This is a genomic window from Azospirillum rugosum (genome assembly GCF_017876155.1).
In the GTDB taxonomy this organism is placed as follows: Bacteria; Pseudomonadota; Alphaproteobacteria; order Azospirillales; family Azospirillaceae; genus Azospirillum; species Azospirillum rugosum.
Window position 1 is genome coordinate 335,099 of sequence record NZ_JAGINP010000004.1, and the last position, 23,543, is coordinate 358,641.

Sequence of the window (23,543 nt, forward strand, 5' to 3'; positions counted from 1 at the left end):
TGTTTATATGCCCTTGAAACGTTGGGGAAATTCCCTCCGCGCGCGGCGTTCCCCCGGGACGCGGGAGCGTTCTTTCGAACTCATCCTGTACACTTTGTCGCAGCACCCCGCAGGCATCGGGCTCGGCTGACGCTTCGGCGCATGATCGTCCACGGCCCCCGATACGAAACCGCCGGCCATGGCAAGCCTTGAATTCCAACGGGCCAGCCCGCACCTAGCTTCATCCCACGCCCTCCCCGGGCGGTGGCAAGCGGCTGAAGCAGCGTGGGTTTTCCGATGCAGGATCTGGCGGCGCGCGCCCCGGCGGCCCGATGGGCGACCATCGTGGCCTTTTTTCTGAACGGCACCGTTTTCGGGGGGTGGGCGACCCAGATTCCCGTGATCAAGACCCATCTGGACCTGAGCCCGGCCGTGGTCGGCCTGGCCCTGCTCTGCCTGGCGGCCGGCGCCCTGACCGCGATGATCGGGACCGGCGCCCTGCTCGGGCGGGTGGGGAGCGCGCCGGCGGTGCGCGTGACCGCCCTGCTCTTCGCGCTGCTGCTCCCCCTGCCGGCCCTGATGCCGAGCCTCGCCGGCCTGTGCGCCGTGCTGTTCCTGTTCGGCGCAGCCGGCGGGACGATGGACGTCGCCATGAACGCGCACGGCGCGCTGGTGGAGCGGCACCTGGGCCGGCCGATCATGTCGTCCCTGCACGGCATGTGGAGCCTCGGCGGGCTTGTGGGCGCGGCGGCCGGCGGCCTGCTGCTTCAGATGATGCCGCCCGCGGCGGCCTGCGCGGTGATCGCCGGCGCACTGATCGCGCTGTTTCTGGCCCTGCAGGGCCGCTTCCTGCCGGGCAAGGCCGACGGCGGCGCGGAGTCGGGTGGCCTTGCCCTGCCGAGCCGCGGGACCCTGCTGCTCGGCGCGCTGACCTTCCTGGCCTTCCTGAGCGAGGGCGCCATCCTGGACTGGAGCGCCATTTACCTGCGCGAGGATCTGGGCGGCGCGACCACGGTCGCCGGCCTGGGCTTCGCGGTGTTCTCCGGCGCCATGGCCGCCGGGCGCTTCTGCGGGGATGCGCTTCGCCAGCGCGTCGGCGGGGCGACCCTGGTGCGGTCGGGGGCGATGCTCGCCTTCGCCGGCCTGGCCGTGGCCCTGCTGGGCGGCGGGCCGGTCGTGGCGGTGGTCGGCTTCGGCCTGACCGGCCTCGGCCTGTCGAACGTCGTGCCGGTGCTGTTCAGCGCCGCGGGATCGGGGGAGGAGGGCAACGCCGCCTCGTCCATCGCGGCGGTGGCGACTCTGGGCTACGCCGGCGTGCTGACCGGCCCCGCCCTGCTCGGCTTCGTGGCGGAGGCCAGCACGGTGGGCTTTTCCTTCGCCCTGGTCGCCGCGCTGGCCCTGGTGATCGCGCTGGCCTCCACGCGCGCTGTGCCCCGGCGCGCGTGAGGGGGCGCCGTTACAGGTACAGGAACGCCAGCATCCCTGTGCCGACCGCGATGCGGTACCAGCCGAACGGCGCGAAGCCGTAGCGGCCGACGAAGTCCACCAGCGTTTTCACCACCAGCGCCGCGGCGATGAAGGCCGTGACGAAGCCGACGGCGATCAGCGCGCCGGAATCGAAGGTCATCCCGCTCCAGTTCTTGTAGAGGTCGTAGGCGGTGGCGCCGGCCATCGTCGGGATCGCCAGGAAGAAGGAGAACTCCGCGGCGGTGCGGCGGTCCACGCCCATCAGCAGGGAGCCGAGGATGGTGGCGCCGGAACGCGACACGCCCGGCACCAGAGCCAGGCACTGGCACAGCCCGATCTTCAGCGCCAGCGGCGCCGGGAAGCGCTCGATCTGGTGATAGCGCGCGACGGGCACGAGGCGCTCGGCCAGCAAAATCGCGACGCCGCCGATGATCAGCGCGAAGCTGACGACAGTCGGGTTGAACAGCACGTTCTTGATGATGCCGTGCAGGCCGGCCCCCAGCACCATAGCGGGCAGGAAGGCCAGGATGACCGCCACGGCGAAGCGCCGGGCGTCCGGGCTGTCCGGCAGGCCGGTGACGACCTTCCACAGCCGCGCGAAATAGACGGTGCAGATGGCCAGGATGGCGCCGAGCTGGATCACCACTTCGAACACCTTGCCCGGAGGGCCCTGGAAGTCCAGCAGACGGTCGAAAATGATCAGGTGCCCGGTCGACGACACCGGCAGGAACTCCGTCAGGCCTTCGATCAGGCCGAGCAGAATCGCGTCGAGATATTGGTCGATGAACATGCGGCACAGGGCCTTCTAAGAGGTGTGCGGGTGGCAATGCCGGCTTATAGCAGCGCCACGCTGCAATGGCGAAGGGACAAGGGGCGATACCCCGATTAGGGTTATAGGTCCGTTTCGGGACTAATTTTCTTTCTGCTTTTCCGGGCTCATCGCCGAACGAAAGGGTTCCCTGGGCGGCGAGCGACCGTTTGGTCAGCAAACCTGCCTTAACGGCGAAATTATGCTCGCCAGACCTGTTCCTATGCGGTATATGACGTTCCGACCGCACAACCGCGGACAATCGTTCTCACCGCGGCCACGCCAAATCAGGCGCCGGGCCGCCAGCATCGTCCCCAGCACACGGGACGCGCGAAGAAGGAGCAGGCGCTATGGCGAACCAGAGGATGTTGGGCTTCGTGCACACCGCGCAGCGGATGCCCGACAAACGCCCCGCCAGTGAGCGCCGCGAGGACTTCGCCGAGATCTACGCCCGCTTCTCCGACGAGCGCGCCAACGAGCAGGCCAACCGCTGCTCCCAGTGCGGCGTGCCGTTCTGCCAGGTTCACTGCCCGGTCTCGAACAACATCCCCGACTGGCTGAAGCTGACCGCGGAAGGGCGGCTGGAGGAGGCCTACGAGGTTTCCCAGGCCACCAACAACTTCCCGGAAATCTGCGGCCGCATCTGCCCGCAGGACCGCCTGTGCGAGGGCAACTGCGTCATCGAGCAGTCGACCCACGGCGCGGTCACCATCGGCTCCGTCGAGAAGTACATCAACGACACCGCTTGGGATAACGGCTGGGTGAAGCCGCGCAAGCCGGCGCGGGAGCTGGGCCTGTCGGTCGGCGTCATCGGCGCCGGCCCCGCCGGCCTCGCCGCGGCGGAGGAGCTGCGCGCCAAGGGCTATGAGGTGCACGTCTACGACCGCTACGACCGCATGGGCGGCCTGCTGGTCTACGGCATCCCCGGCTTCAAGCTGGAGAAGAACGTCGTCGAGCGCCGCGTGCAGCTGCTGGCCGACGCCGGCGTGGTCTTCCACCCGAACTTCGAGGTCGGCCGCGACGCCACCCTGCCGGAGCTGCGCCGCCGCCATGTGGCCGTGCTGGTCGCCACCGGCGTCTACAAGGCCCGCGACATCCAGGCGCCGGGCTGCGGCCTCGGCAACATCGTGCCGGCGCTGGAATACCTGACCACCTCCAACAAGGTCGGCCTGGGCGACACGGTGGAAGCCTACGCCGACGGCTCCCTGAACGCGGCCGGCAAGAAGGTCGTGGTGCTGGGCGGCGGCGACACCGCCATGGACTGCGTCCGCACCGCCATCCGCCAGGGCGCCACCTCGGTGAAGTGCCTGTACCGCCGCGACCGCAAGAACATGCCGGGCTCGCAGCGCGAGGTCGCCCACGCCGAGGAAGAAGGCGTGGAGTTCATCTGGCAGGCCGCCCCGGAAGGCTTCACCGGCGACAGTGTGGTGACCGGCGTGCGCGCCGTGCGCATCCACCTGGGCGTGGCCGACGCCACCGGCCGCCAGACCCCGCAGGTGATCGAGGGCAGCGAGTTCACGGTCGAGGCCGACCTGGTCATCAAGGCCCTGGGCTTCGAGCCGGAGGACCTGCCGGCCATGTTCGCCGAGCCGGAGCTGAAGGTCACCCGCTGGGGCACGCTGCCGATCGACTTCCGCAGCAAGATGACCAACCTGGACGGCGTCTTCGCCGCCGGCGACATCGTGCGCGGCGCCTCGCTGGTCGTGTGGGCCATCCGCGACGGCCGCGACGCGGCGGACGCGATCCACGCCTACGCCCAGGCGAAGGCGGAGACGCTGGTCGCCCAGGCCGCCGAGTAACCGGGAACTCAGCCGAAATTCGTAGGTCGGGTGAAGCGCAGCGAAACCCGACACACGGGGTCCACGACACCCGCGCGATGCGGGAATGGAGGAGCAACGCTCCTCCGGCATTGAAGACGGAAAGGGTCCACCGATGACCACCGAGTTGAACCAGGGTGAGCAGTTCGTCGCCGAATACCGCGCCAACGCCGCGGCGCTGACCACTGCCAACGCCTACAACCCGGAGGATGAGCACGACGCCTGCGGCGTCGGCTTCATCGCCGCGATCGACGGCAAGCCCCGCCGCTCGGTGGTCGAGAAAGGCATCGAGGCGCTGAAGGCCGTCTGGCACCGCGGCGCGGTGGACGCCGACGGCAAGACCGGCGACGGTGCGGGCATCCACGTCGCCGTGCCGCAGAAGTTCTTCAAGGACCATGTCAAGGTCATCGGCCACCGCGCGCCGGACAACAAGCTGGCCGTCGGCCAGGTGTTCCTGCCGCGCATCAGCCTGGACGCGCAGGAAGCCTGCCGCTGCATCGTCGAGACCGAGATCCTGGCCTTCGGCTACTACATCTATGGCTGGCGCCAAGTGCCGATCAACGTCGACATCATCGGCGAGAAGGCCAACGCCACGCGGCCGGAGATCGAGCAGATCATCATCGGCAACAGCAAGGGCGTGTCCGACGAGCAGTTCGAACTGGACCTGTACGTCATCCGCCGCCGCATCGAGAAGGCGGTGAAGGGCGAGCAGATCAACGACTTCTACATCTGCTCCCTGTCCGCCCGCTCGCTCATCTACAAGGGCATGTTCCTGGCGGAGCAGCTGACGACCTTCTATCCGGACCTGCTGGACGAGCGGTTCGAGTCCGACTTCGCCATCTACCACCAGCGCTATTCGACCAACACCTTCCCGACCTGGCCGCTGGCCCAGCCCTTCCGCATGCTCGCCCACAACGGCGAGATCAACACGCTGAAGGGCAACGTCAACTGGATGAAGGCGCACGAGACCCGGATGGAGCATCCGGCCTTCGGCAGCCACATGGCCGACCTGAAGCCGATCATCGGCGTGGGCCTGTCGGACTCGGGCGCGCTCGACACGGTGTTCGAGGTGATGGTCCGCGCCGGCCGCACGGCCCCGATGGTCAAGATGATGCTGGTGCCGCAGGCGCTGACCAGCTCGCAGACCACGCCGGACAACCACAAGGCGCTGATCCAGTACTGCAACTCCGTCATGGAGCCGTGGGACGGCCCGGCGGCGCTGGCCATGACCGACGGTCGCTGGGTCGTCGGCGGCATGGACCGCAACGGCCTGCGCCCGATGCGCTACACCATCACCACCGACGGTCTGATCATCGCCGGCTCCGAGACGGGCATGGTGAAGATCGACGAGACGCAGGTGGTCGAGAAGGGCCGCCTCGGCCCGGGCGAGATGATCGCCGTCGACCTCCAGGCCGGCCGGCTGTTCCACGACCGCGAGCTGAAGGACCATCTCGCCACGCTGAAGCCGTGGGGCAAGTGGGTCAAGAACACCACGCACCTGGACGAGCTGGTCAAGACCGCCTCCCAGAAGGGCGAGCCGTCGGAGATGGAGAAGGCCGAGCTGCGCCGCCGCCAGCAGGCCTTCGGCATCACCATGGAAGACATGGAGCTGATCCTTCACCCGATGGTGGAGGACGGGAAGGAGTCCATCGGCTCGATGGGCGACGACAGCCCCATCGCCGTTCTGTCGGACAAGTACCGCGGCCTGCACCACTTCTTCCGCCAGAACTTCTCCCAGGTCACCAACCCGCCCATCGACTCGCTCCGTGAGCGCCGGGTGATGAGCCTGAAGACGCGCCTCGGCAACCTCGGCAACATCCTGGAGGAGGACGAGACCCAGACGCGCCTGCTGCAGCTGGAATCGCCGGTCCTGACGACCGCCGAGTTCCGCGCCATGCGCGACTACATGGGCGACACGGCGGCCGAGATCGACGCCACCTTCCCGGTCGACGGCGGCCATGACGCGCTCCGCGACGCGCTGCGCCGGATCCGCCAGGAGGCGGAGGACGCCGTGCGCGGCGGCGCCAACCACGTCATCCTGACCGACGAGGCGATGGGCCCGGCGCGCGCCGCCATCCCGGCGATCCTCGCCACGGGTGCGGTGCACACGCACCTGATCCGCTCCAACCTGCGCACCTTCACCTCGCTGAACGTGCGCACGGCGGAGGGGCTGGACGTCCACTACTTCGCCGTCCTGATCGGTGTCGGTGCCACCACGGTCAACGCCTACCTCGCGCAGGAAGCCATCGCCGAGCGCCACCGCCGCGGCCTGTTCGGCTCCGTGCCGCTGGAAAAGGGCATGGCCAACTACAAGAAGGCCATCGACGACGGCCTGCTGAAGATCATGTCCAAGATGGGCATCTCGGTCATCAGCAGCTACCGCGGCGGCGGCAACTTCGAGGCCATCGGCCTGTCCCGCGCGCTGGTCGCGGAGCATTTCCCGGCCATGGTCAGCCGCATCTCCGGCATCGGCCTGAACGGCATCCAGAAGAAGGTGCTGGAGCAGCACGCGTCGGCCTACGACGAGGAGGTCGTGACCCTGCCGGTCGGCGGCTTCTACCGCTTCCGCAAGTCGGGCGACCGCCACGGCTGGGAGGGTGGCATCATCCACACCCTCCAGCAGGCGGTGACCAACGACAGCTACACGACCTTCAAGAAGTACACCGAGCAGGTGAACAAGCGGCCGCCGATGCAGCTGCGCGACCTGCTGGAGCTGCGCTCCGCCAACGCCCCGGTGTCGGTGGACGAGGTCGAGAGCATCACCTCGATCCGCAAGCGCTTCATCACGCCGGGCATGTCCATGGGCGCGCTCTCTCCGGAAGCGCACGGCACGCTGAACGTCGCCATGAACCGCATCGGCGCCAAGTCCGACAGCGGCGAGGGCGGCGAGGATCCGGCACGCTTCCGCCCGGACAAGAACGGCGACAATTGGAACAGCGCGATCAAGCAGGTCGCCTCGGGCCGCTTCGGCGTCACCGCCGAGTACCTGAACCAGTGCCGCGAGCTGGAGATCAAGGTCGCCCAGGGCGCCAAGCCCGGCGAGGGCGGCCAGCTCCCCGGCTTCAAGGTGACGGAGATGATCGCGCGGCTGCGTCACTCCACGCCCGGCGTCATGCTGATCAGCCCGCCGCCGCACCACGACATCTACTCCATCGAGGATCTGGCTCAGCTCATCTATGACCTGAAGCAGATCAATCCGGATGCGAAAGTGACGGTGAAGCTGGTCAGCCGTTCCGGCATCGGAACGATTGCTGCCGGCGTCGCCAAGGCCAACGCGGACGTCATCCTGATCTCCGGCCATTCCGGCGGCACGGGTGCGTCCCCGCAGACCTCGATCAAGTTCGCCGGCCTGCCCTGGGAGATGGGCCTGTCGGAGGTGCACCAGGTCCTGACGCTGAACCGCCTGCGCCACCGCGTGCGGCTGCGCACCGACGGCGGCCTCAAGACCGGCCGCGACATCGTCATCGCCGCCATGCTGGGCGCGGAGGAGTACGGCATCGGCACCGCCAGCCTGATCGCCATGGGCTGCATCATGGTGCGGCAGTGCCACAGCAACACCTGCCCGGTCGGCGTCTGCGTGCAGGATCCGAAGCTGCGCGAGAAGTTCGTCGGCTCGCCGGAGAAGGTCGTCAACCTCTTCACCTTCCTGGCCGAGGAAGTGCGCGAGATCCTGGCGGGCCTCGGCTTCCGCTCGCTGAACGAGGTCATCGGCCGCACCGACCTGCTGCACCAGGTCAGCCGCGGCGCCGAGCATCTCGACGACCTCGACCTGAACCCGCTGCTGGCCCAGGTCGACCCGGGCGAAAACGCGCGGTACTGCACGTTGCAGGGCCGGAACGAAGTGCCGGACACGCTGGACGCCCGCATCGTCGCAGACGCCCGCCCGCTGTTCGAGGAGGGCGAGAAGATGCAGCTCGCCTACAACGCCCGGAACACGCAGCGCGCCATCGGCACGCGGCTGTCCTCGATGGTGACGCGCAAGTTCGGCATGTTCGGGCTCCAGCCCGGCCACATCACCGTGCGCCTGCGCGGTACGGCCGGCCAGTCGCTGGGCGCCTTCGCGGTCCAGGGCATCAAGCTGGAGGTGATGGGCGACGCCAACGACTATGTCGGCAAGGGCCTATCCGGCGGCACCATCGTGGTGCGGCCGACCACCTCCTCGCCGCTGGAGACGAACAAGAACACGATCATCGGCAACACGGTCCTCTACGGTGCGACGGCCGGCAAGCTGTTCGCCGCGGGCCAGGCCGGCGAACGGTTCGCTGTCCGCAACTCCGGCGCCACCGTGGTGGTCGAGGGCTGCGGCTCCAACGGCTGCGAGTACATGACCGGCGGCACGGCGGTCATCCTGGGCCGGGTCGGCGACAATTTCGCTGCCGGAATGACCGGAGGCATGGCCTACGTCTACGACCCGGACGACAGCCTGCCGCTCCACATCAACGACGAGAGCGTCATCTTCCAGCGCATCGAGGTCGCCCATTACGAGGACCAGCTGAAGCGCCTGATCGAGGAGCACGTGGCGGAGACGCAGAGCCGTTTCGCGGCCGAGATCCTCAACGACTGGGCGCGCGAGATGGCCAAGTTCTGGCAGGTCGTGCCCAAGGAGATGCTGAGCCGCCTGGAAGTGCCGGTGACCCAGCCGAAGGCCATTCCGGCCGAGTAAAGACCGGCAATTGTGCGTGTGCGAACGGCGGTCCGGACCATCCGGGCCGCCGTTTTTGCTGCACCTGTTGCACGCATGGCCTATCCAGATCGGGCGCCCCGGAATATTCTATGCGCTGGATGGTTGTTTGGACGGCTTGTCCAAACATTTGGAGACATCCGGAGCCATGGGGGAGGGCGTCATGCCGGCACAGGACGACCCGCGCGTCAGCATTCGGTTCGCCAGCCTGGCCGACGGGCCACGCTGCGCCGAAATCTTCCTCCTCGGCCGCCGCGCGGCCTTCCCCTGGCATCCGGAAGACCGCTTCGGCCTGAACGACTATTACGACTGCGTGGCGGGGGAGGAAATCCTGGTGGCGGAAGCGGATAGTCGGGCCGCCGGTTCCATCGTCGTCGGCTTCATCTCCGTGGATGTGGCGGAGCGCTTCATCCACAACCTGTTCATCGACCCCCTCTGGCGCGGCCGTGGCATCGGCAGCGCGCTGCTGCGGGAAGCGCTCAGCTTGCTTCAGGGATCGGCCGAACTGACCTGCGCGGTCCGCAACGAAGCCGCCCGCGCCTTCTACGAACACAATGGATGGACCCCCGTCCTGTCCGCAGGTCTGGGCGACGAGGTCGACCCGCTGGTCGTGTACCGCAAATCCGCGCTCTGACCCTCGCCGACCAGGGTACTCCCCTCGCCGATCGGGAAAAGGCACCCGCCGAAGCGCAGACTGTTTTCCGGGTCTCCCTTGCGCTACAGTCCGGCCCGGCATGCGGATACTTTATCACCACCCCCTCAATCCCTTGTCCCGCATTGCGCGGGTGATGCTCGCCGAGAAGGGCCTTCCCTTCGAACCGGTGATCGAAAAGCCGTGGGATCGGCGCGAGGACTTCCTGCTCCTGAACCCAGCCGGCGAGCCGCCGGTGCTGGTGGAGGAGGACGGCACCGTCGTGGCCGGCGGCCTTCCCCTGCTGGAGTATCTGGAGGAGGCCTACCCCGACCTGCCTCTGATGCCGCGGGAGATCGTGGCGCGCGCGGAGGTGCGGCGCATCGTTGCCTGGTTCGTCCAGAAGTTCGACCGCGAGGTGACGGAGAATCTGGTCGGCGAGAAGCTGATCAAGCGCCTCTCCGGCCAGGGCCACCCGTTCGCCCCGGCGATCCGGGCGGGCTTGGCGAACATCCAGTACCACATGGAATACATCGCCTTCCTGTCGGAGCGGCGCTCCTGGCTCGCCGGGCCGCACTTCACCGTCGCGGACATCGCGGCGGCGGCGGCGCTGTCCTGCGTCGACTATGTGGACAACGTCCCGTGGGACAAGGTGCCGGAGGCCAAGGACTGGTACGCCCGCATCAAGTCGCGCCCCAGTTTCCGCTCCCTGCTCGCCGACAACATCCCCGGCTGCCCCCCACCCCGCCATTACGCCGATCTGGATTTCTGAGCCGGCCGGCCGCCGCGTTGACAGCGGAACCCTTCCGGCATACAACCGTACAGAGATCAGCCCGCCCGAGTTTCCCCAGCCGAGTTCCCAGGCCGACACCTCCCCCGAAGGACGCCCGCATGGCCACGCCCCCGCGTTTTCCCACAAAGCCCCCGGGCCCCCTGGGCGAGCGCGCGTCCGCGGCCCGCGGCAGGGACTATGCCACCAAGGACTCCGTCATCGAGGCCATCGACACGCTCGGCCGCGCCATCGACGGCCGTTTCGCAACCGTCGACCACCGCCTTGCAAACCTGGAAAAGGGACAGGAGGCGCTCGAAACGCGCCTGGACCGCGTCGAAACGCGCCTGGACCGTGTGGAAACACGCCTGACGAACCTGGAGGTCGGGCAGGAATCCATCGTCCGCGTGATGAACGAGAACCACGCAGAACTGAACCGCAAGATCGAACTGATCCTGACGGCGATCACCCCACAGCCGCGCTGACGCCCGCGTTCGTTACGGCTTGGCCGGCTTGTCTGTTCCGCCTTTGGCGTCCGGAGCCTTGTCGGCGTTGGGGCCGGCCTTGGGGCCGGCCTTGGGTGCCTGCGCCGCCTGGTATTTGGCAGCGCGGTCCAGGTTGATCTGCGCGGTCCGCGCCGCCGACGTGTCCGGGGCGAGCCGCTGGACAAGCTGCCAATCGTCCTTGGCGGCGGCGACATTGCCGACCTGCGCCTTGATGTTGCCGCGCAGCAAGATGGCGTCCGGGTCGTTCGGCTTCAGCTGCAACGCCTGGTCGATGTCGGCGATGGCCTGCCGGTCGTTGGCCAGCGCCTTGTGCGCTCCCGCCCGGTAGAGATAGGCGTCGGCCCGCTTCGGGTCCTTGGCAAGGGCCGTGTCGAGGTCGGCGATGGCGTCCCAGTAGCGCTCCGCCTCGCCGCGGGCGAAGGCCCGGTCGATGTAGAGGTCCACGTCGTTGGGCTGACGCTCCAGCGCCTGGCTGTACAGCCGCTCCGCCCGCGCGTCGTCGCCGGCGCGCAGCCAAGCCCAGCCGGCGCGGCCGAGGAGGGACGCGGCCGCCTTCGGATCGTCCTTGCCGAGGGCCGGCACCAGCTCCTCCAGCCGCGCGCCGGCGGCCTTGAAGTCGCCCTTGTGGAACAGCGCCAGCGCCTGGCACAGCCGCGCGAGGTCGCCGCCGCCCCGGTCCTGCCAGGTCAGCGCGCTTTCGAACGCTTCCGACGGCTTGCGCTCGGCCAGGGTGAGGCAGGCTTGCAATTCCCTGTTGTGGTCGATGCCCCGACTGGCAGCGGCGGGGTCGGACGCGGCGGCGGCCGTGCCCGCGACCGTGCCCGCGGTGAGGAGCGCGAGGCCGGCGGCGAACGCCTTGGCGAGAACCTTGGCCGGAACGTAAGCGTTGCGTTGGGTCATGACGCCTTTACACTCCGCCATTGCCGCCTTGGACGCAAGGTTTCGACGCAAGGATTCGAGAACGATGCCCGCACCCCGTCTGTTCGTCTTCGGCCTGGGCTTCACCGCGCGCGTGTTCGCCGAGGCGCTGAAAGCCGAGGGCTGGCGGGTCGCCGCCACCTGCCGCAGCGAAGACAAGCGCGCCGCGCTGGAGGCCGAGGGCTTTGATGCCTTCCTGTTCGACCGCGGCCGTCCGCTGGCCGACGCCAGGGCGGCGCTGGACGGCACGACCCACCTGCTGGTCAGCGTGCCGCCGGACGAGAAGGGCGACCCGGTGCTGGACCAACACGCCATGGATCTGGCCGACCTCCGCACGCTCGACTGGGCCGGCTACCTGTCCACCACCGGCGTCTACGGCGACACGAGGGGGGAGTGGGTCGGCGAGGCCGCCTGGCTGCGCCCGACCGGCGACCGGCAGAAGCGCCGCGTGGAGGCGGAGCGCGGCTGGCTGAACCTGTACCGGCAGTACGGCGTGCCGCTGCACGTCTTCCGGCTGGCCGGCATCTACGGCCCCGGCCGCAGCGCGCTGGACAACGTGCGCGACGGCACGGCCAAGCGCGTGGACAAGCCGGGGCAGGTCTTCAGCCGCATCCACGTGGAGGACATCGCCGGCACGCTGCGGGCTTCCATGGCGCAGCCGACCCTGGGTGCGGTCTACAACGTCGCCGACGACCTGCCCTCCCCCTCGCACGAGGTGGTCGCCTACGCCTGCGACTTGCTGAAGGTGGAACCCCCGCCGCTCGTGCCGTTCGAGAAGGCCGACCTGTCACCGATGGCCGCGAGCTTCTACGCGGATTGCCGGCGCGTGAAGAACGACCGCATCAAGCGGCAGCTTGGGGTGGAATTGAAGTACCCCGATTACCGGGCCGGGCTGGACGCGCAATTCGCCGCGGAACAGGGCCATTGAGCCGGATTTGGCCCCTCTTCGGGACCCGAGTCGGCTCCGAATCCGCCCTTCCTGCGCGCGTCTCCCGCCCCCCTTTCCGCGCCGAAACACGGATTTTCCGCCCCATCCCCGGCCGTTCACGAATTTCGTTCGGCAAAAGCGGTGTTGTGGTATGATGCGCGCCCGTTCCGCGTCGTGCAAGGCGGCCGGATCGGCACCGGAAATCCTGCGAATCGCGCATAAAAACGACCTGCCGAGACGACGACCAGCATGAACATCATCATCGAACGCGCCGCCCTTCTTCGGTCCCTGGGTCACGTGCAGAGTGTGGTGGAGCGCAGGAACACCATTCCGATCCTGTCCAACGTCCTGTTGAAGGCGAGCGACGGCGAGCTGTCGCTGGCCGCCACCGACATGGACCTTGAGATCGTCGAGACGGTGCCGGCCAGCGTCGCCCGCCCGGGCGGCACCACCGCCCCGGCCCACACGCTGTACGACATCGTCCGCAAGCTGCCGGACGGCAGCCAGGTGGAGCTGGACATCGGCGGCGACGGCACGATCCTGACGCTGCGCGCCGGCCGGTCGCAGTTCAAGCTGTCCTGCCTGCCGATGGAGGACTTCCCGCAGTTGTCCGGCGGCGACCTGCCGCACCGCTTCGACCTGACGGCGAGCGACCTGCGCGCGCTGGTGGACCGCACCCGCTTCGCCATCTCCACGGAAGAGACGCGCTACTACCTCAACGGCATCTACCTGCACGCCGCCAAGGCCAAGGCCGGCGGGGCTGAGCTGCCGGTGCTGCGCGCCGTGGCGACCGACGGGCACCGTCTGGCCCGCGTGGAGATGCCGCTTCCGGACGGCGCCTCGGGCATCCCGGGCGTGATCGTGCCGCGCAAGACGGTGAACGAGATCCGCAAGCTGATCGACGAGGCGGCCGACCGCATCGAGCTGTCGCTGTCGGACAACAAGATCCGCTTCGCCTTCGATTCGGTCGTCGTGACGTCGAAGCTGATCGACGGCACCTTCCCGGATTACGAGCGGGTCATTCCGGTCGGCAACGACAAGACCATGGAGGTGGACGCCAAGCTGTTCGCCGCCGCCGTGGACCGCGTCGCCACCATCTCCACCGAGAAGAGCCGGGCCGTGAAGCTGTCGCTGACCCGCGGCACGCTGACCCTGTCGGCCACCAGCCCCGAAGCCGGCAGCGCCACGGAGGAGCTGGAGGTCAATTACCAGGAAGGCCCCCTGGAAATCGGCTTCAACTCTCGCTATCTCCTTGATATCACGCAGCAGATCGAGGGCGAAGGCGCCCGCTTCTCGCTGGCGGACGCGGCCTCCCCGACCATCATCCGCGACGTCGCGGACGGTACCGCGTTGTACGTGTTGATGCCGATGCGTGTGTGATCGGTCCTGTGGACGGCGTCCAGGGGCCTGACGGCCCCCATCGGACGGCCCCAGCTTGGGCTGCGGAGGCTGCGCCGCCGCGGTTCGGAACGGACACTTTGCTCGAAGCCAGACAGACCAACGCTCTCTTGGCCGCCGAGGCTGGCCGCCCCGACCTGTTGGGTCCGGCGGCGCTGGCGGTGACGCGCCTGACGCTGACCCGCTTCCGCGGCTATGACGGCGCGCGCCTGGAGCCGGACAACCGCCCGGTGGTGCTGACCGGGCCGAACGGCGCCGGCAAGACCAACCTGTTGGAGGCCGTCAGCTTTCTCGCACCCGGCCGCGGCCTGCGCGGGGCGAAGCTGGCGGAGGTGGAACGGATCGGTTCCCCGCCGGGAGCCGGCTGGGCCGTGGCCGCCGTCCTGGACACACCCATGGGCCCGGTGGAGATCGGCACGGGACGCGAGGCCGGAGCCCATGGATCAGGGAGCGGCGACCGGGACCGCCGCGTCGTCCGCATCGACGGTCATCCGGCCAAGGGCCAGACCGTGCTGGCCGAACATGTCGCCGTCGTCTGGCTGACCCCACAGATGGACCGCTTGTTCCTGGAAGGGTCCAGCGGGCGCCGCCGCTTCCTCGACCGATTGGTCTTCGGCTTCGACCCCGCCCACGCCGGCCGCCTCAGCCGTTACGAGCACGCGCTGCGCGAACGCGCGCGCCTGCTGCGCGACGGCCGTGTCGACGACGGCTGGCTGACCGGGCTGGAGGACCAGATGGCAACCACCGGCATGGCCGTGGCCGCCGCCCGCCGCGACGTGGTGCAGCGGCTGCGCGCCGCCTGCGGCCGTTCCGTCGGCCCGTTCCCCGGCGCCGACCTGGCCGTGCAGGGCACCGTGGAGCGCTGGCTGGATGAGGGTCCGGCGCTGGCCGCGGAGGACGCGTTGCGCCAATCCCTGCGCGACAGCCGCCGACTCGATTCGGACACCGGCGGGGCCGCGGTCGGCCCGCACAAGAGCGACCTGTCGGTGCGCCACGCGCAGAAGGACATGCCAGCCGCCCTGTGCTCCACGGGGGAGCAGAAGGCGCTGCTGATCGCCATCATGCTGGCCAACGCGCGCCTGCTGGCAGCGGAGCGCGGGGCCGCCCCGCTGCTGCTGCTGGACGAGGTCGCCGCCCATCTGGATCCGCACCGGCGCGAGGCTCTGTTCGACGAGATCCTGGCGCTGGGCGCCCAGGCCTGGATGACCGGAACCGACGACAACGTCTTCGCCCCGCTGGGCTCGGCCGCCAAACGCTTCCACATCGAGGACGCGACCGTGACCCCGGTTTAGCCCCGCCCCAAATCCTGCTGGGAACCGCGAAAAATCCCGAAAAATCGCATACCGCAGCACGGTAATCCGCCGAAACCGCAACGCAGTCTGTTATAGTCGAACCATGGCACAGGAAGCATTGAAGAACGACCTCCCGCAGCAGGACTACGGCGCGGAATCGATCACCGTCTTGCGCGGGCTTGATGCCGTGCGCAAGCGTCCGGGCATGTACATCGGTGACACCGATGACGGCTCTGGCCTGCACCACATGGTCTACGAGGTCGTGGACAACGCGATCGACGAAGCCCTGGCCGGCTACTGCGACAAGGTCGTGGTTCAGCTGAACGCCGACGGCTCCGTGACCGTGCGCGACAACGGGCGCGGCATTCCCACGGACATCCATCCGGAGGAAGGCGTCTCGGCGGCGGAGGTCGTGATGACCCAGCTGCACGCCGGCGGCAAGTTCAACCAGAACTCCTACAAGGTGTCGGGCGGCCTGCACGGCGTGGGCGTGTCGGTCGTGAACGCCTTGTCGGAGACGCTGGACCTGCGCATCTGGCGCGGCGGCCGGGAATGGTCCATGCGCTTCCGCCACGGCGTCGCCGACGCCCGGCTGGCCGACGTCGCCGCCGCCCCGATGGTGGACGACGGCAATGGCGGCCAGAAGCCGCTGAGCGGCACCGAGGTCACCTTCCTGCCGTCCAAGGACACCTTCACCAACACCGAGTTCGACTTCGCGACGCTGGAGCATCGGCTGCGCGAGCTGGCCTTCCTGAACTCCGGCGTCCGCCTCGTGCTGACCGACGCGCGCGGCGTGGAGCCGAAGGTGCTCGACCTGTGCTACGAGGGCGGGCTGGAAGCCTTCGTGAGCTGGCTCGACCGGTCGAAGGTGGCGCTGCACAAGCCGGCCATCTCCATGAAGGCGGAACGCCCGACGGAGCATGGCGGGGTGGTCACCGTGGAATGCTCGCTCCAGTGGAACGACAGCTACCACGAGACGACGCTCTGCTTCACCAACAACATCCCGCAGAAGGACGGCGGCACGCACCTCGCCGGCTTCCGCGCGGCGCTGACGCGGGCGATCAACAACTACGCCAACGAGTCGGGCATCGCGAAGAAGGAGAAGGTCAACCTCTCCGGCGACGACGCGCGCGAGGGCCTGACCTGCGTGCTGTCGGTGAAGGTTCCGGACCCGAAATTCTCCAGCCAGACCAAGGACAAGCTGGTCTCGTCGGAGGTCCGCCCGGTGGTCGAGGCGGTGGTCGGCGAATGCCTCGCCCAGTATTTCGAGGAGCATCCGGCCGATGCCAAGCGCGTCGTGCAGAAGGTGGTCGAGGCCGCCGCCGCCCGCGAGGCCGCGCGCAAGGCGCGCGAGCTGACCCGGCGCAAGGGTGCGCTCGACATCGCCTCCCTGCCCGGCAAGCTGGCCGACTGCCAGGAGCGCGACCCGGCCCTGTCCGAACTGTTCATCGTTGAGGGCGACTCGGCGGGCGGCTCGGCCAAGCAGGGCCGCTCGCGCCAGTTCCAGGCCATCCTGCCGCTGCGCGGCAAGATTCTGAACGTGGAGCGGGCGCGCTTCGACAAAATGCTGTCCTCGGCCGAGATCGGCACGCTGATCGCGGCGCTGGGCACCGGGATCGGGCGCGACGAGTTCAACCCGGACAAGACGCGCTACCACAAGATCATCATCATGACGGACGCGGACGTGGACGGCAGCCACATCCGCACCCTGCTGCTGACCTTCTTCTTCCGGCAGATGCCGGAACTGATCGAGCGCGGCTACCTCTACATCGCCCAGCCGCCGCTCTACCGCATCAAGCGCGGCAACGCGAAGGAGCGGTACCTGAAGGACGACCGGGCGCTGGAAGAGTACCTGATCGAGGCGGCGCTGGGCGACCTGTCGGTCCGCACCGCCGACGGCGCGCTGCTGACCGGTGAAACGCTGAAGGAACTGGTGGAGCAGGCCCGCGGCGCCCGCCAGAACATCGAGGCGATCGCCCGCAAGGCGGGCAGCCTGAACGTGGCGGAGCAGGCGGCGGTCATCGGCGCCCTGTCGGCCACCCTGGCCCAGGACACGGCGCTCGCCCAGCAGGCGGCGCAGACCGTGGCGGATCGGCTGAACACACTCGACGCCGAAGGCGGATGGCGCGGCGAATCGCTGCCGCAGGGGGGCTACGCGCTGGTGCGCACCCGCCGCGGCGTGACCCACCGCCATCTCCTCGACGCCGACCTGCTGAAGAGCGTCGAAGCGCGCAAGCTGGACGCCATCGCGGCGGACCTCAAGCGCGTCTACGCCGAGCCGGGCCGTGCGTTTGAGAAGCAAAAGGAAAGCCGCAGCCTGACCGGCCCCGTCGCCCTGTTCGACACGGTGATGGAGCTCGGCCGCCGCGGCGTGACGATCCAGCGCTACAAGGGCCTGGGCGAAATGAACCCCGACCAGCTGTGGGAAACCACGCTGGATCCGACCAAGCGCTCGCTGCTTCAGGTAAAGGTCAGCCACGCCGACCAGGCGGAGGAGGTCTTCTCCACCCTGATGGGCGACATCGTTGAACCGCGGCGCGAATTCATCCAGGAAAACGCACTGAAGGTCGCCAACCTCGACGTGTAAATGTGGCCTGTTCTGTTTCGACCCATAAAGTGGGACTCGGGACGCATAATATGAAATGGGCGGAACCCCGAGGTTCCGCCCATTTCATTTGGTCGGGCATCACGTGACTCGTCGCATTACGAAAACCTACCCATGTCCGCTCCATCCCGCGACGGCGGCGTGCAGGGCCTGTTCGGCGGCGGCCATGGCGCCGCTCAAGCCTTTGCACGAACCGCTCGCCAAGTTGTCTTCCGGCGCCGTGACCAGCCATTTCCAGTCCGTCTCGCCAAGCCACACCACGGCCACACATTGTCCCAGGACGAGGCGGCGGGTGGTGCCGGCGCTGTCGGCCAGCCACGTGCATTGCATCGCGATCCCTTTCCTAAACCACCCTGTTTTGAGCGATGACCGCCCGGTAGAAGGACGCGCTCAGCTTCGGCGTTCGCCTCTGGCTTTCATAATCCACGTGATGCAGACCGAAGCGCGTTGCAAAGCCTTCCGCCCATTCGAAATTGTCCATCAGGCTCCACAGGAAATAGCCGCGCACCGGCACCCCCTCCGATGTGGCGCGCTGCAATTGCGTCAGATAGCTGCGCAGGAACATGACGCGGTCGGTGTCGTACACGGTTCCGTCGGGCTCCGGCATGTCCGCCGCCGCGCATCCATTCTCGGTGATGAGGATGTCCGTCGCCTTCCAGATATCGGCCAGATGGCGGGGGCCCCAGTAGAGCGCCTCGGGGCCGATCCTCAGCCACTCCGACGCCATGCGCGGATGGGACTGGGCGAAGGGCACCTCGGCGTAACCCGGCGCCGCATCGATGGCGCGCACATAGTGGGTCGGCGTGTAGACGTTGATCCCGACGAAATCGACGGGACTCGCGATCACGGCCAGATCGTCGGCGGTGACGGCCGGGGCATCCGCGCCGGCCGTCGCGAGGTAGGCATCGGTGTACCGGCCTTCCATCATCACCGTCAAACAGCCGGCGTTGCGCTCGCGCGTCGCCAGCGCGGCCGCACGGATGTGCTCGGGCGTCTCGATCACCGGCACGCAGACGGCCATGCTCTCCGCCGGCCCCACCATCGTCCCCGGTCGCCCATGCGCGCGGATCGCCCGCACGGCCAGACCGTGGCCCAGCACGGCGTGATGCCGCACCTGGTTCAGCCGGCCGGGCGGCAGTGTGAGACCGGGCGCATGCACCCCCGTGCCATAGCCAAGCTCCACGAAGGCGGAGATTTCGTTGGTGGTGATGAAACGGCGGACCCGGTCGCTGAGCCGTTCGGCGGCGCAGCCGGCGTAGTCCGCGAAGGCCTTGGCCGTGTCCCGCGACTCCCAGCCGCCGCGATCCTGCAAGGCCTGCGGCAGGTCCCAGTGGTAGAGCGTCGGGAAGGGCTCGATGCCGTTGGCCAGCAGTTCGTCGATCAGCCGGTCGTAGAAGTCCAGGCCCTTCGGGTTCGGAACGCCTGTGCCCTGCGGGAACAGGCGGGGCCAGGCGATCGAGAAGCGGTAAGCCTTCGCGCCCAGGTCGCGGATCATCGCCACATCCTCCCGATGGCGGTGGAAGTGGTCGGCACTCACGTCGGCCGTGTCGTTGTCGCGCACCTTTCCGGGCGTGTGCGCAAAGCGGTCCCAGATGGACGGTCCGCGGCCATCCTCCCCGACGGCCCCTTCGACCTGGTAGGCGGAGGTGGCCGTGCCCCAGAGGAACCCGTCCGGGAACCGGCGCGCGGTCTCCGGGTGGATCGTGGTTTGGCCGCCCGGCCGTGCGTCGGCGGCGCTGGCCCGGGCGGACAGGCCGAGCGCGGTCAGCCCGGCGATCTTGCCGAACGCGCGCCGGGTCCACCGGTTGAGCATGGGCCGTGTGAGCATGGGCGATCGCTCGCTTGTGTGCGGGCCGGGCAGCAGGGCCAGGGCCGGCACAGTTTAGACGGCCCCAGGGCGTTTCCACGCCGGCTCATTCGGCTATGGGCCGCCATGCCCGAGGGTGGCCGGGTGTGAACGGCGCTCGTCTCGGAGGTCGATCCACACCTACGGGCGCTTCAGCACGGTCAGGATGGTGACGGGCTTCGCACTGTCCAGCGCCCGACGCATTGCCCCCTCGTCGGTGAAGCGACCGCGCAGGAGGCGACCCTCGCAAAGCACCTCGACGCGGTCGGCGGCGAAGGGCCAGGGATCGACGACCAGATCCGCCGGGTTACCGGACGGTGAGCGAAGGCGGACCTCCGTCCGGGCCTCGCCGGCGGTCGGCACATTGGGAATCCGCGCTTCATCGGTGAGACCCCATCCGATTTCCAGCGACATGCGGTCCACGGCGGCGACGAGCAATCGGTTGCGCTCGACCGCCTGCGGGGAGAGAGCCGTTGCATAACGCGGGTTGTCCGACAGCGCCTCGATGCAGGCGCGTTGAAAGCGGTGCTGGTCATCCAGGAAGCGGCGAACCAGCGCAGCATCCTCCGTCGTCGCCTTGGCGAAATCGAAGAAGCTGCCGTAGATCGTGTCGGCGTGCAGCGAGACGAGGAGAGCCGGATAGCGCCCGAACGCAAGCGCGCGCTGCACGCCATCCGTCCAAAGCCCGGTGTGGATGGCGGCGCCAAGCTCCTGGAAGCTGTGCGGGCGGGCCGTCTGCGGGTTCAACGTCGGTGCGGCCTCCCATGACAGCCAACCGATGTCGTGCAGTTCCGCCCCGAGGCAGACCTCCTCGTAGGGCGTAGCCGGGGCGAAGGTCCCGTTGCCCCAGGCGCGGAGCAACTGGCCCGAAAGCCAGGCATGGCTCGGCTGCGGGATGGCGATCGCATCGTCGCCGACGTCGCGAAACAGCATCGTCAATTCCCCAAGATCATGACCGGCTCAAGAGCCCAAAATGGCCCGGCCGGCCTGTGGCGCCCTCGGCTCGGCAGGCTGGACCGAAGCGTCCTTGGGCTCCGCTGGTGCGGCAGGGACGGACTCCTCGTCGTCCTCATTCTCCGGAATGCGGCCCAGGCAGGACCCGTCAGGGCGAGCGAAGGGCGGCAGGGGCTGGGGTGCGGGCCGGTGAGACGTCATGGTGCATCCTCCCTTCGTCAGAACATTGTCCACGCGGCATCGTTGCGGAGGAATGCGGAAAACTAGCCGGTCGCCACGCGAAGGGCCAAGCCAAGGAGCGCGCACCCCGCCAGGGTCGGAATCATGCCCACCTTGAACCGGAAGACGGCGAGCACCGCGCCGATGGTCAGGACCAGCGAGGGGATGTTGACCGTGCTCAGCACCGGAACGTCGAACGAGACGCCGGCGCCGCGCACCGGTTCCAGCCGCCCGAACAGCACGTGCAGGGCGAACCACACCGCCAGGTTCAGCACGACGCCGACCACCGCGGCGGTGATCGCCGACAGGGCGCCGCCGAGCGCCTTGTTGCCGCGCAGCGCCTCCACGAACGGCGCGCCGAGGAAAATCCACAGGAAGCACGGCACGAAGGTGACCCAGGTGGTCAGCAGCCCGCCCAGCGTGCCGGCCAGCAGCGGAGGCAGCGCGCCCGGGTCGCGGAAGGCGCCCATGAAGCCGACGAACTGCGTCACCATGATCAGCGGCCCCGGCGTCGTCTCGGCCATGCCCAGGCCGTCCAGCATCTCGCTGGGACGGAGCCAGCCATAATGCTCGACCGCTTGCTGCGCCACATAGGCCAGCACGGCGTAGGCGCCGCCGAAGGTGACCACCGCCATCTTGGAGAAGAACACCGCGATCTCGCCGAACACGTCGCCCGGACCGCGCGTCAGGAGCAGCGCCAGCACCGGCCCCAGCCACAGCGCCAGGCAGATGGCACCGACCCGCAGCGACCAGCCCAGCGTCGGCCGCGCGTGCGGGGGCGTGCCCTCGCCAAGCAGGCTGTCGCTGTCCGCCAGGGTCTTGCCCGTGCCGGACCCGTGCCCCCCGCCGACCGCGAACTCCGGACGGCCCAGCCGTCCGCCGACGAAGCCGACCAGACCGGCCACCAGGATGATGATCGGGAACGGCACGTCGAAGGCGAAGATCGCCACGAAAGCCGCCGCGGCGATGCCGAGCATCACCCGGTTCTTCAGCGCCCGTCTGCCGATGCGCACGACGGCTTCGAGCACGACGGCGAGCACCGCCGCCTTCAGACCGAAGAACAGCCCCTGCACCAGCCCGACGTTGCCGAAGGCCGCGTAAATCCAGCTGAGCGCCATGATGGCGACGAGGCCGGGCAGCACGAACAGGGTGCCGGCGATCAGTCCGCCCGGCGTGCGGTGCATCAGCCAGCCGACATAGACGGCCAGCTGCTGCGCCTCCGGTCCCGGCAGCAGCATGCAGTAGTTCAGCGCGTGCAGGAACCGCGTCTCGCCGATCCAGCGCTTCTCCTCCACCAGGATGCGGTGCATCACCGCGATCTGCCCGGCCGGGCCGCCGAAGCTGAGCGCGGCGATGCGCGCCCACACCCGTGTCGCCTCGCGGAGGCTCACCCCATGCCCGCCGCCCCCATGCCCGCCATCCCTCGTCACGGATACGGGTGTATCCACGGTGGCGTTCGCCTCGGTCATCGGGGTCTCCTCAGTCGCGCGTTTTGCAGAAATAACCGTAGAGATCCTCGAACACCGCGCCGCCGCGCTCCAGGCGCCGCTCGTCGTCGTCCGTGGCGGCGGCGATGCCGGAGAGCAGCTTGCGGATGCCCGCCGCCTCCTCGCGCTGGAACTTGCCGTCCTTCAGGTCGATGTCGTGGACGATCTCGGCGATCGCCCGAAGCGCCCCGTCCGGCGGCGCCAGCTTGGCCAGCAGGACCTCGAAGGTGCAATGGTCGCCCTCATGCGTGAACTCCGCCTCGAACATGTCGAAGCCCAGTTCGCCGGGTTCCGGCACATAGCCCTTGTCCGGCACGAACTTGAAGCGGGCCTCCGGGTCGATGAACCGGCGGATCAGCCACGCCGAGGCGATGCGGTCCACCTGCACGCCGCGGTGCGTCACCCAGGTCCGCCCTTTCAGGTCCCCGACCGCCTTGGCGTCCAAGGTCGTCTCCTCCTCGCCCAGGCCACGCTCGGCCTCAGCGAGCCGGGCCTCGATCCCGGCCAGCAGTCCCTCCACCGGCTCCCGGCCGCCCGCGCCGAAGAAGTCGATGGCGACGATTTCCGCCAGCCGCCGCCGCAGCCGGGCCGCCTGGACCCGGACCTCGCCCTTCCGCCCGCTCCACGCCTGCGGCCCGGCGGCAAGGACCTCGGCCACTCCACGGGCATCGGTGGCCAGCGCCTCGTAATCGGCGTCGCGCGCCCGGTCGAACAGCGCCCGGACCTCCCGGTCGGTCAGCCCGTCGATGAACCGCGCCTCGAACACCGCAGCCTCCCCGCCGCCCTCGTTGATCTCGCGCAGCAGCCACTGGAAATCCTCCCGTGCCTGCTCCCCGGCGGGCAGGGCGTAGAGCGAGTTCTTGATGCCCACCGCCCCCAACGCCTGGAGGCGGCGCCAGACCTTCACGCGGAAGTACGCGGGCTTCGGCGGCAGCTGATGGGCCAGCAGCAGCCAGGCGTACCGGGAGTCCGAGGTGGTGGGTGCGTCGCTCATCAGCCACCTGTATCTCAGCGATACCGGCAACGCAACACCTGTATCCCCACATGGCCGGGCGTGCCGCCCGCCAACGTCGGCCGCGTCTTCACACCCTTCTTCACCACGGCGCGCGGAAGCGGAGGCACCGGCCTCGGCCTCGCCATCGCGCGCGGGTTCTCCGCCAGCGCATGGCAGAGCCATCGACCTGCTCCCTTCCGAGCGCGGCGCCCTGTTCGAGGTCAGGCTACGCCGGCCGGGCGTG

17 protein-coding genes are annotated in these 23,543 nt (G+C 68.8%); 10 read left to right on the forward strand and 7 right to left on the reverse strand.

Translation table 11 applies throughout. The features are described 5' to 3' along the window. The first annotated feature begins 264 nt into the window (after nucleotides 1-264). Nucleotides 265-1,425, forward strand: coding sequence for an MFS transporter (locus tag J2851_RS07955; protein ID WP_307418671.1), 1,161 nt, complete (start codon nucleotides 265-267; stop codon nucleotides 1,423-1,425). Between the two features lie 10 nt (nucleotides 1,426-1,435). Here J2851_RS07955 and J2851_RS07960 read toward each other — a convergent pair whose 3' ends face one another. Next, nucleotides 1,436-2,236: an undecaprenyl-diphosphate phosphatase gene (locus J2851_RS07960; protein ID WP_209765469.1), complete on the reverse strand. Its 801-nt coding sequence runs from the start codon at nucleotides 2,234-2,236 to the stop codon at nucleotides 1,436-1,438. 368 nt (nucleotides 2,237-2,604) lie between these two features. On the opposite strand from J2851_RS07960, the gene J2851_RS07965 reads away from it, so the two are divergent. The 5 genes from J2851_RS07965 to J2851_RS07985 all read left to right on the forward strand — a co-directional run bounded on the left by J2851_RS07965 (nucleotide 2,605) and on the right by J2851_RS07985 (nucleotide 10,637). Continuing rightward, nucleotides 2,605-4,053, forward strand: a complete 1,449-nt coding sequence (locus J2851_RS07965; RefSeq protein ID WP_209765471.1) for an NAD(P)-dependent oxidoreductase — start codon at nucleotides 2,605-2,607, stop codon at nucleotides 4,051-4,053. Between the two features lie 133 nt (nucleotides 4,054-4,186). Continuing rightward, nucleotides 4,187-8,734: a glutamate synthase large subunit gene (gene gltB, locus J2851_RS07970; protein WP_209765473.1), complete on the forward strand. Its 4,548-nt coding sequence runs from the start codon at nucleotides 4,187-4,189 to the stop codon at nucleotides 8,732-8,734. A 181-nt stretch (nucleotides 8,735-8,915) separates the two neighbouring features. Next, nucleotides 8,916-9,386, forward strand: a complete 471-nt coding sequence (locus J2851_RS07975) for a GNAT family N-acetyltransferase (protein WP_209765475.1) — start codon at nucleotides 8,916-8,918, stop codon at nucleotides 9,384-9,386. Between the two features lie 100 nt (nucleotides 9,387-9,486). Continuing rightward, nucleotides 9,487-10,155, forward strand: a complete 669-nt coding sequence (locus J2851_RS07980; RefSeq protein ID WP_209765477.1) for a glutathione S-transferase family protein — start codon at nucleotides 9,487-9,489, stop codon at nucleotides 10,153-10,155. Between the two features lie 119 nt (nucleotides 10,156-10,274). Continuing rightward, nucleotides 10,275-10,637, forward strand: coding sequence for a hypothetical protein (locus J2851_RS07985; protein WP_209765479.1), 363 nt, complete (start codon nucleotides 10,275-10,277; stop codon nucleotides 10,635-10,637). A gap of 12 nt (nucleotides 10,638-10,649) precedes the next feature. Here the strand turns inward: J2851_RS07985 and J2851_RS35620 are convergent, their stop codons facing one another. Beyond that, on the reverse strand, nucleotides 10,650-11,558 hold the full coding sequence (locus tag J2851_RS35620; RefSeq protein WP_246500493.1) for a tetratricopeptide repeat protein: 909 nt from the start codon (nucleotides 11,556-11,558) through the stop codon (nucleotides 10,650-10,652). Nucleotides 11,559-11,622: 64 nt separating this feature from the next. Between J2851_RS35620 and J2851_RS07995 the strand changes: the two genes are divergently transcribed. The 4 genes from J2851_RS07995 to gyrB all read left to right on the forward strand — a co-directional run bounded on the left by J2851_RS07995 (nucleotide 11,623) and on the right by gyrB (nucleotide 17,781). After that, complete coding sequence (locus tag J2851_RS07995) at nucleotides 11,623-12,504, forward strand: SDR family oxidoreductase (protein WP_209765481.1); 882 nt, start codon at nucleotides 11,623-11,625, stop codon at nucleotides 12,502-12,504. A gap of 249 nt (nucleotides 12,505-12,753) precedes the next feature. Continuing rightward, on the forward strand, nucleotides 12,754-13,884 hold the full coding sequence (gene dnaN, locus J2851_RS08000) for a DNA polymerase III subunit beta (protein ID WP_209765483.1): 1,131 nt from the start codon (nucleotides 12,754-12,756) through the stop codon (nucleotides 13,882-13,884). A gap of 128 nt (nucleotides 13,885-14,012) precedes the next feature. Then, a complete protein-coding gene (recF, locus tag J2851_RS08005) occupies nucleotides 14,013-15,194 on the forward strand; it encodes a DNA replication/repair protein RecF (protein ID WP_370881298.1) in 1,182 nt (393 codons plus the stop codon). A gap of 103 nt (nucleotides 15,195-15,297) precedes the next feature. Beyond that, a complete protein-coding gene (gene gyrB, locus J2851_RS08010; protein WP_209765485.1) occupies nucleotides 15,298-17,781 on the forward strand; it encodes a DNA topoisomerase (ATP-hydrolyzing) subunit B in 2,484 nt (827 codons plus the stop codon). Nucleotides 17,782-17,907: 126 nt separating this feature from the next. Here the strand turns inward: gyrB and J2851_RS08015 are convergent, their stop codons facing one another. The 5 genes from J2851_RS08015 to J2851_RS08035 form a co-directional block, all read right to left on the reverse strand. Next, nucleotides 17,908-18,129: a hypothetical protein gene (locus J2851_RS08015; RefSeq protein ID WP_209765487.1), complete on the reverse strand. Its 222-nt coding sequence runs from the start codon at nucleotides 18,127-18,129 to the stop codon at nucleotides 17,908-17,910. A gap of 13 nt (nucleotides 18,130-18,142) precedes the next feature. Then, on the reverse strand, nucleotides 18,143-19,627 hold the full coding sequence (locus tag J2851_RS08020; protein ID WP_209765489.1) for a GH1 family beta-glucosidase: 1,485 nt from the start codon (nucleotides 19,625-19,627) through the stop codon (nucleotides 18,143-18,145). 159 nt (nucleotides 19,628-19,786) lie between these two features. Then, complete coding sequence (locus J2851_RS08025; RefSeq protein ID WP_209765491.1) at nucleotides 19,787-20,578, reverse strand: DUF3891 family protein; 792 nt, start codon at nucleotides 20,576-20,578, stop codon at nucleotides 19,787-19,789. Between the two features lie 284 nt (nucleotides 20,579-20,862). Beyond that, the gene (gene chrA, locus J2851_RS08030; RefSeq protein WP_209765493.1) at nucleotides 20,863-22,287 is read right to left on the reverse strand and encodes a chromate efflux transporter; all 1,425 of its coding nucleotides are present in this window, start codon (nucleotides 22,285-22,287) and stop codon (nucleotides 20,863-20,865) included. Between the two features lie 10 nt (nucleotides 22,288-22,297). Further along, entirely contained in the window at nucleotides 22,298-23,299 is a 1,002-nt protein-coding gene (locus tag J2851_RS08035; RefSeq protein ID WP_246500494.1) for a chromate resistance protein ChrB domain-containing protein, read from the reverse strand. Nucleotides 23,300-23,543 lie beyond the last annotated feature (244 nt).

Bases quoted from the DNA above. Each gene is read 5' to 3' on its own strand.
- J2851_RS07960 (WP_209765469.1), bottom strand. From the start codon at position 2,236: ATGTTCATCGACCAATATCTCGACGCGATTCTGCTCGGCCTGATCGAA.
- J2851_RS07965 (WP_209765471.1), top strand. From the start codon at position 2,605: ATGGCGAACCAGAGGATGTTGGGCTTCGTGCACACCGCGCAGCGGATG.
- gltB (WP_209765473.1), top strand. From the start codon at position 4,187: ATGACCACCGAGTTGAACCAGGGTGAGCAGTTCGTCGCCGAATACCGC.
- J2851_RS07975 (WP_209765475.1), top strand. From the start codon at position 8,916: ATGCCGGCACAGGACGACCCGCGCGTCAGCATTCGGTTCGCCAGCCTG.
- J2851_RS07980 (WP_209765477.1), top strand. From the start codon at position 9,487: ATGCGGATACTTTATCACCACCCCCTCAATCCCTTGTCCCGCATTGCG.
- J2851_RS07985 (WP_209765479.1), top strand. From the start codon at position 10,275: ATGGCCACGCCCCCGCGTTTTCCCACAAAGCCCCCGGGCCCCCTGGGC.
- J2851_RS35620 (WP_246500493.1), bottom strand. From the start codon at position 11,558: ATGACCCAACGCAACGCTTACGTTCCGGCCAAGGTTCTCGCCAAGGCG.
- J2851_RS07995 (WP_209765481.1), top strand. From the start codon at position 11,623: ATGCCCGCACCCCGTCTGTTCGTCTTCGGCCTGGGCTTCACCGCGCGC.
- dnaN (WP_209765483.1), top strand. From the start codon at position 12,754: ATGAACATCATCATCGAACGCGCCGCCCTTCTTCGGTCCCTGGGTCAC.
- gyrB (WP_209765485.1), top strand. From the start codon at position 15,298: ATGGCACAGGAAGCATTGAAGAACGACCTCCCGCAGCAGGACTACGGC.
- J2851_RS08015 (WP_209765487.1), bottom strand. From the start codon at position 18,129: ATGCAATGCACGTGGCTGGCCGACAGCGCCGGCACCACCCGCCGCCTC.
- J2851_RS08020 (WP_209765489.1), bottom strand. From the start codon at position 19,627: ATGCTCACACGGCCCATGCTCAACCGGTGGACCCGGCGCGCGTTCGGC.
- J2851_RS08025 (WP_209765491.1), bottom strand. From the start codon at position 20,578: ATGCTGTTTCGCGACGTCGGCGACGATGCGATCGCCATCCCGCAGCCG.
- chrA (WP_209765493.1), bottom strand. From the start codon at position 22,287: ATGACCGAGGCGAACGCCACCGTGGATACACCCGTATCCGTGACGAGG.
- J2851_RS08035 (WP_246500494.1), bottom strand. From the start codon at position 23,299: ATGAGCGACGCACCCACCACCTCGGACTCCCGGTACGCCTGGCTGCTG.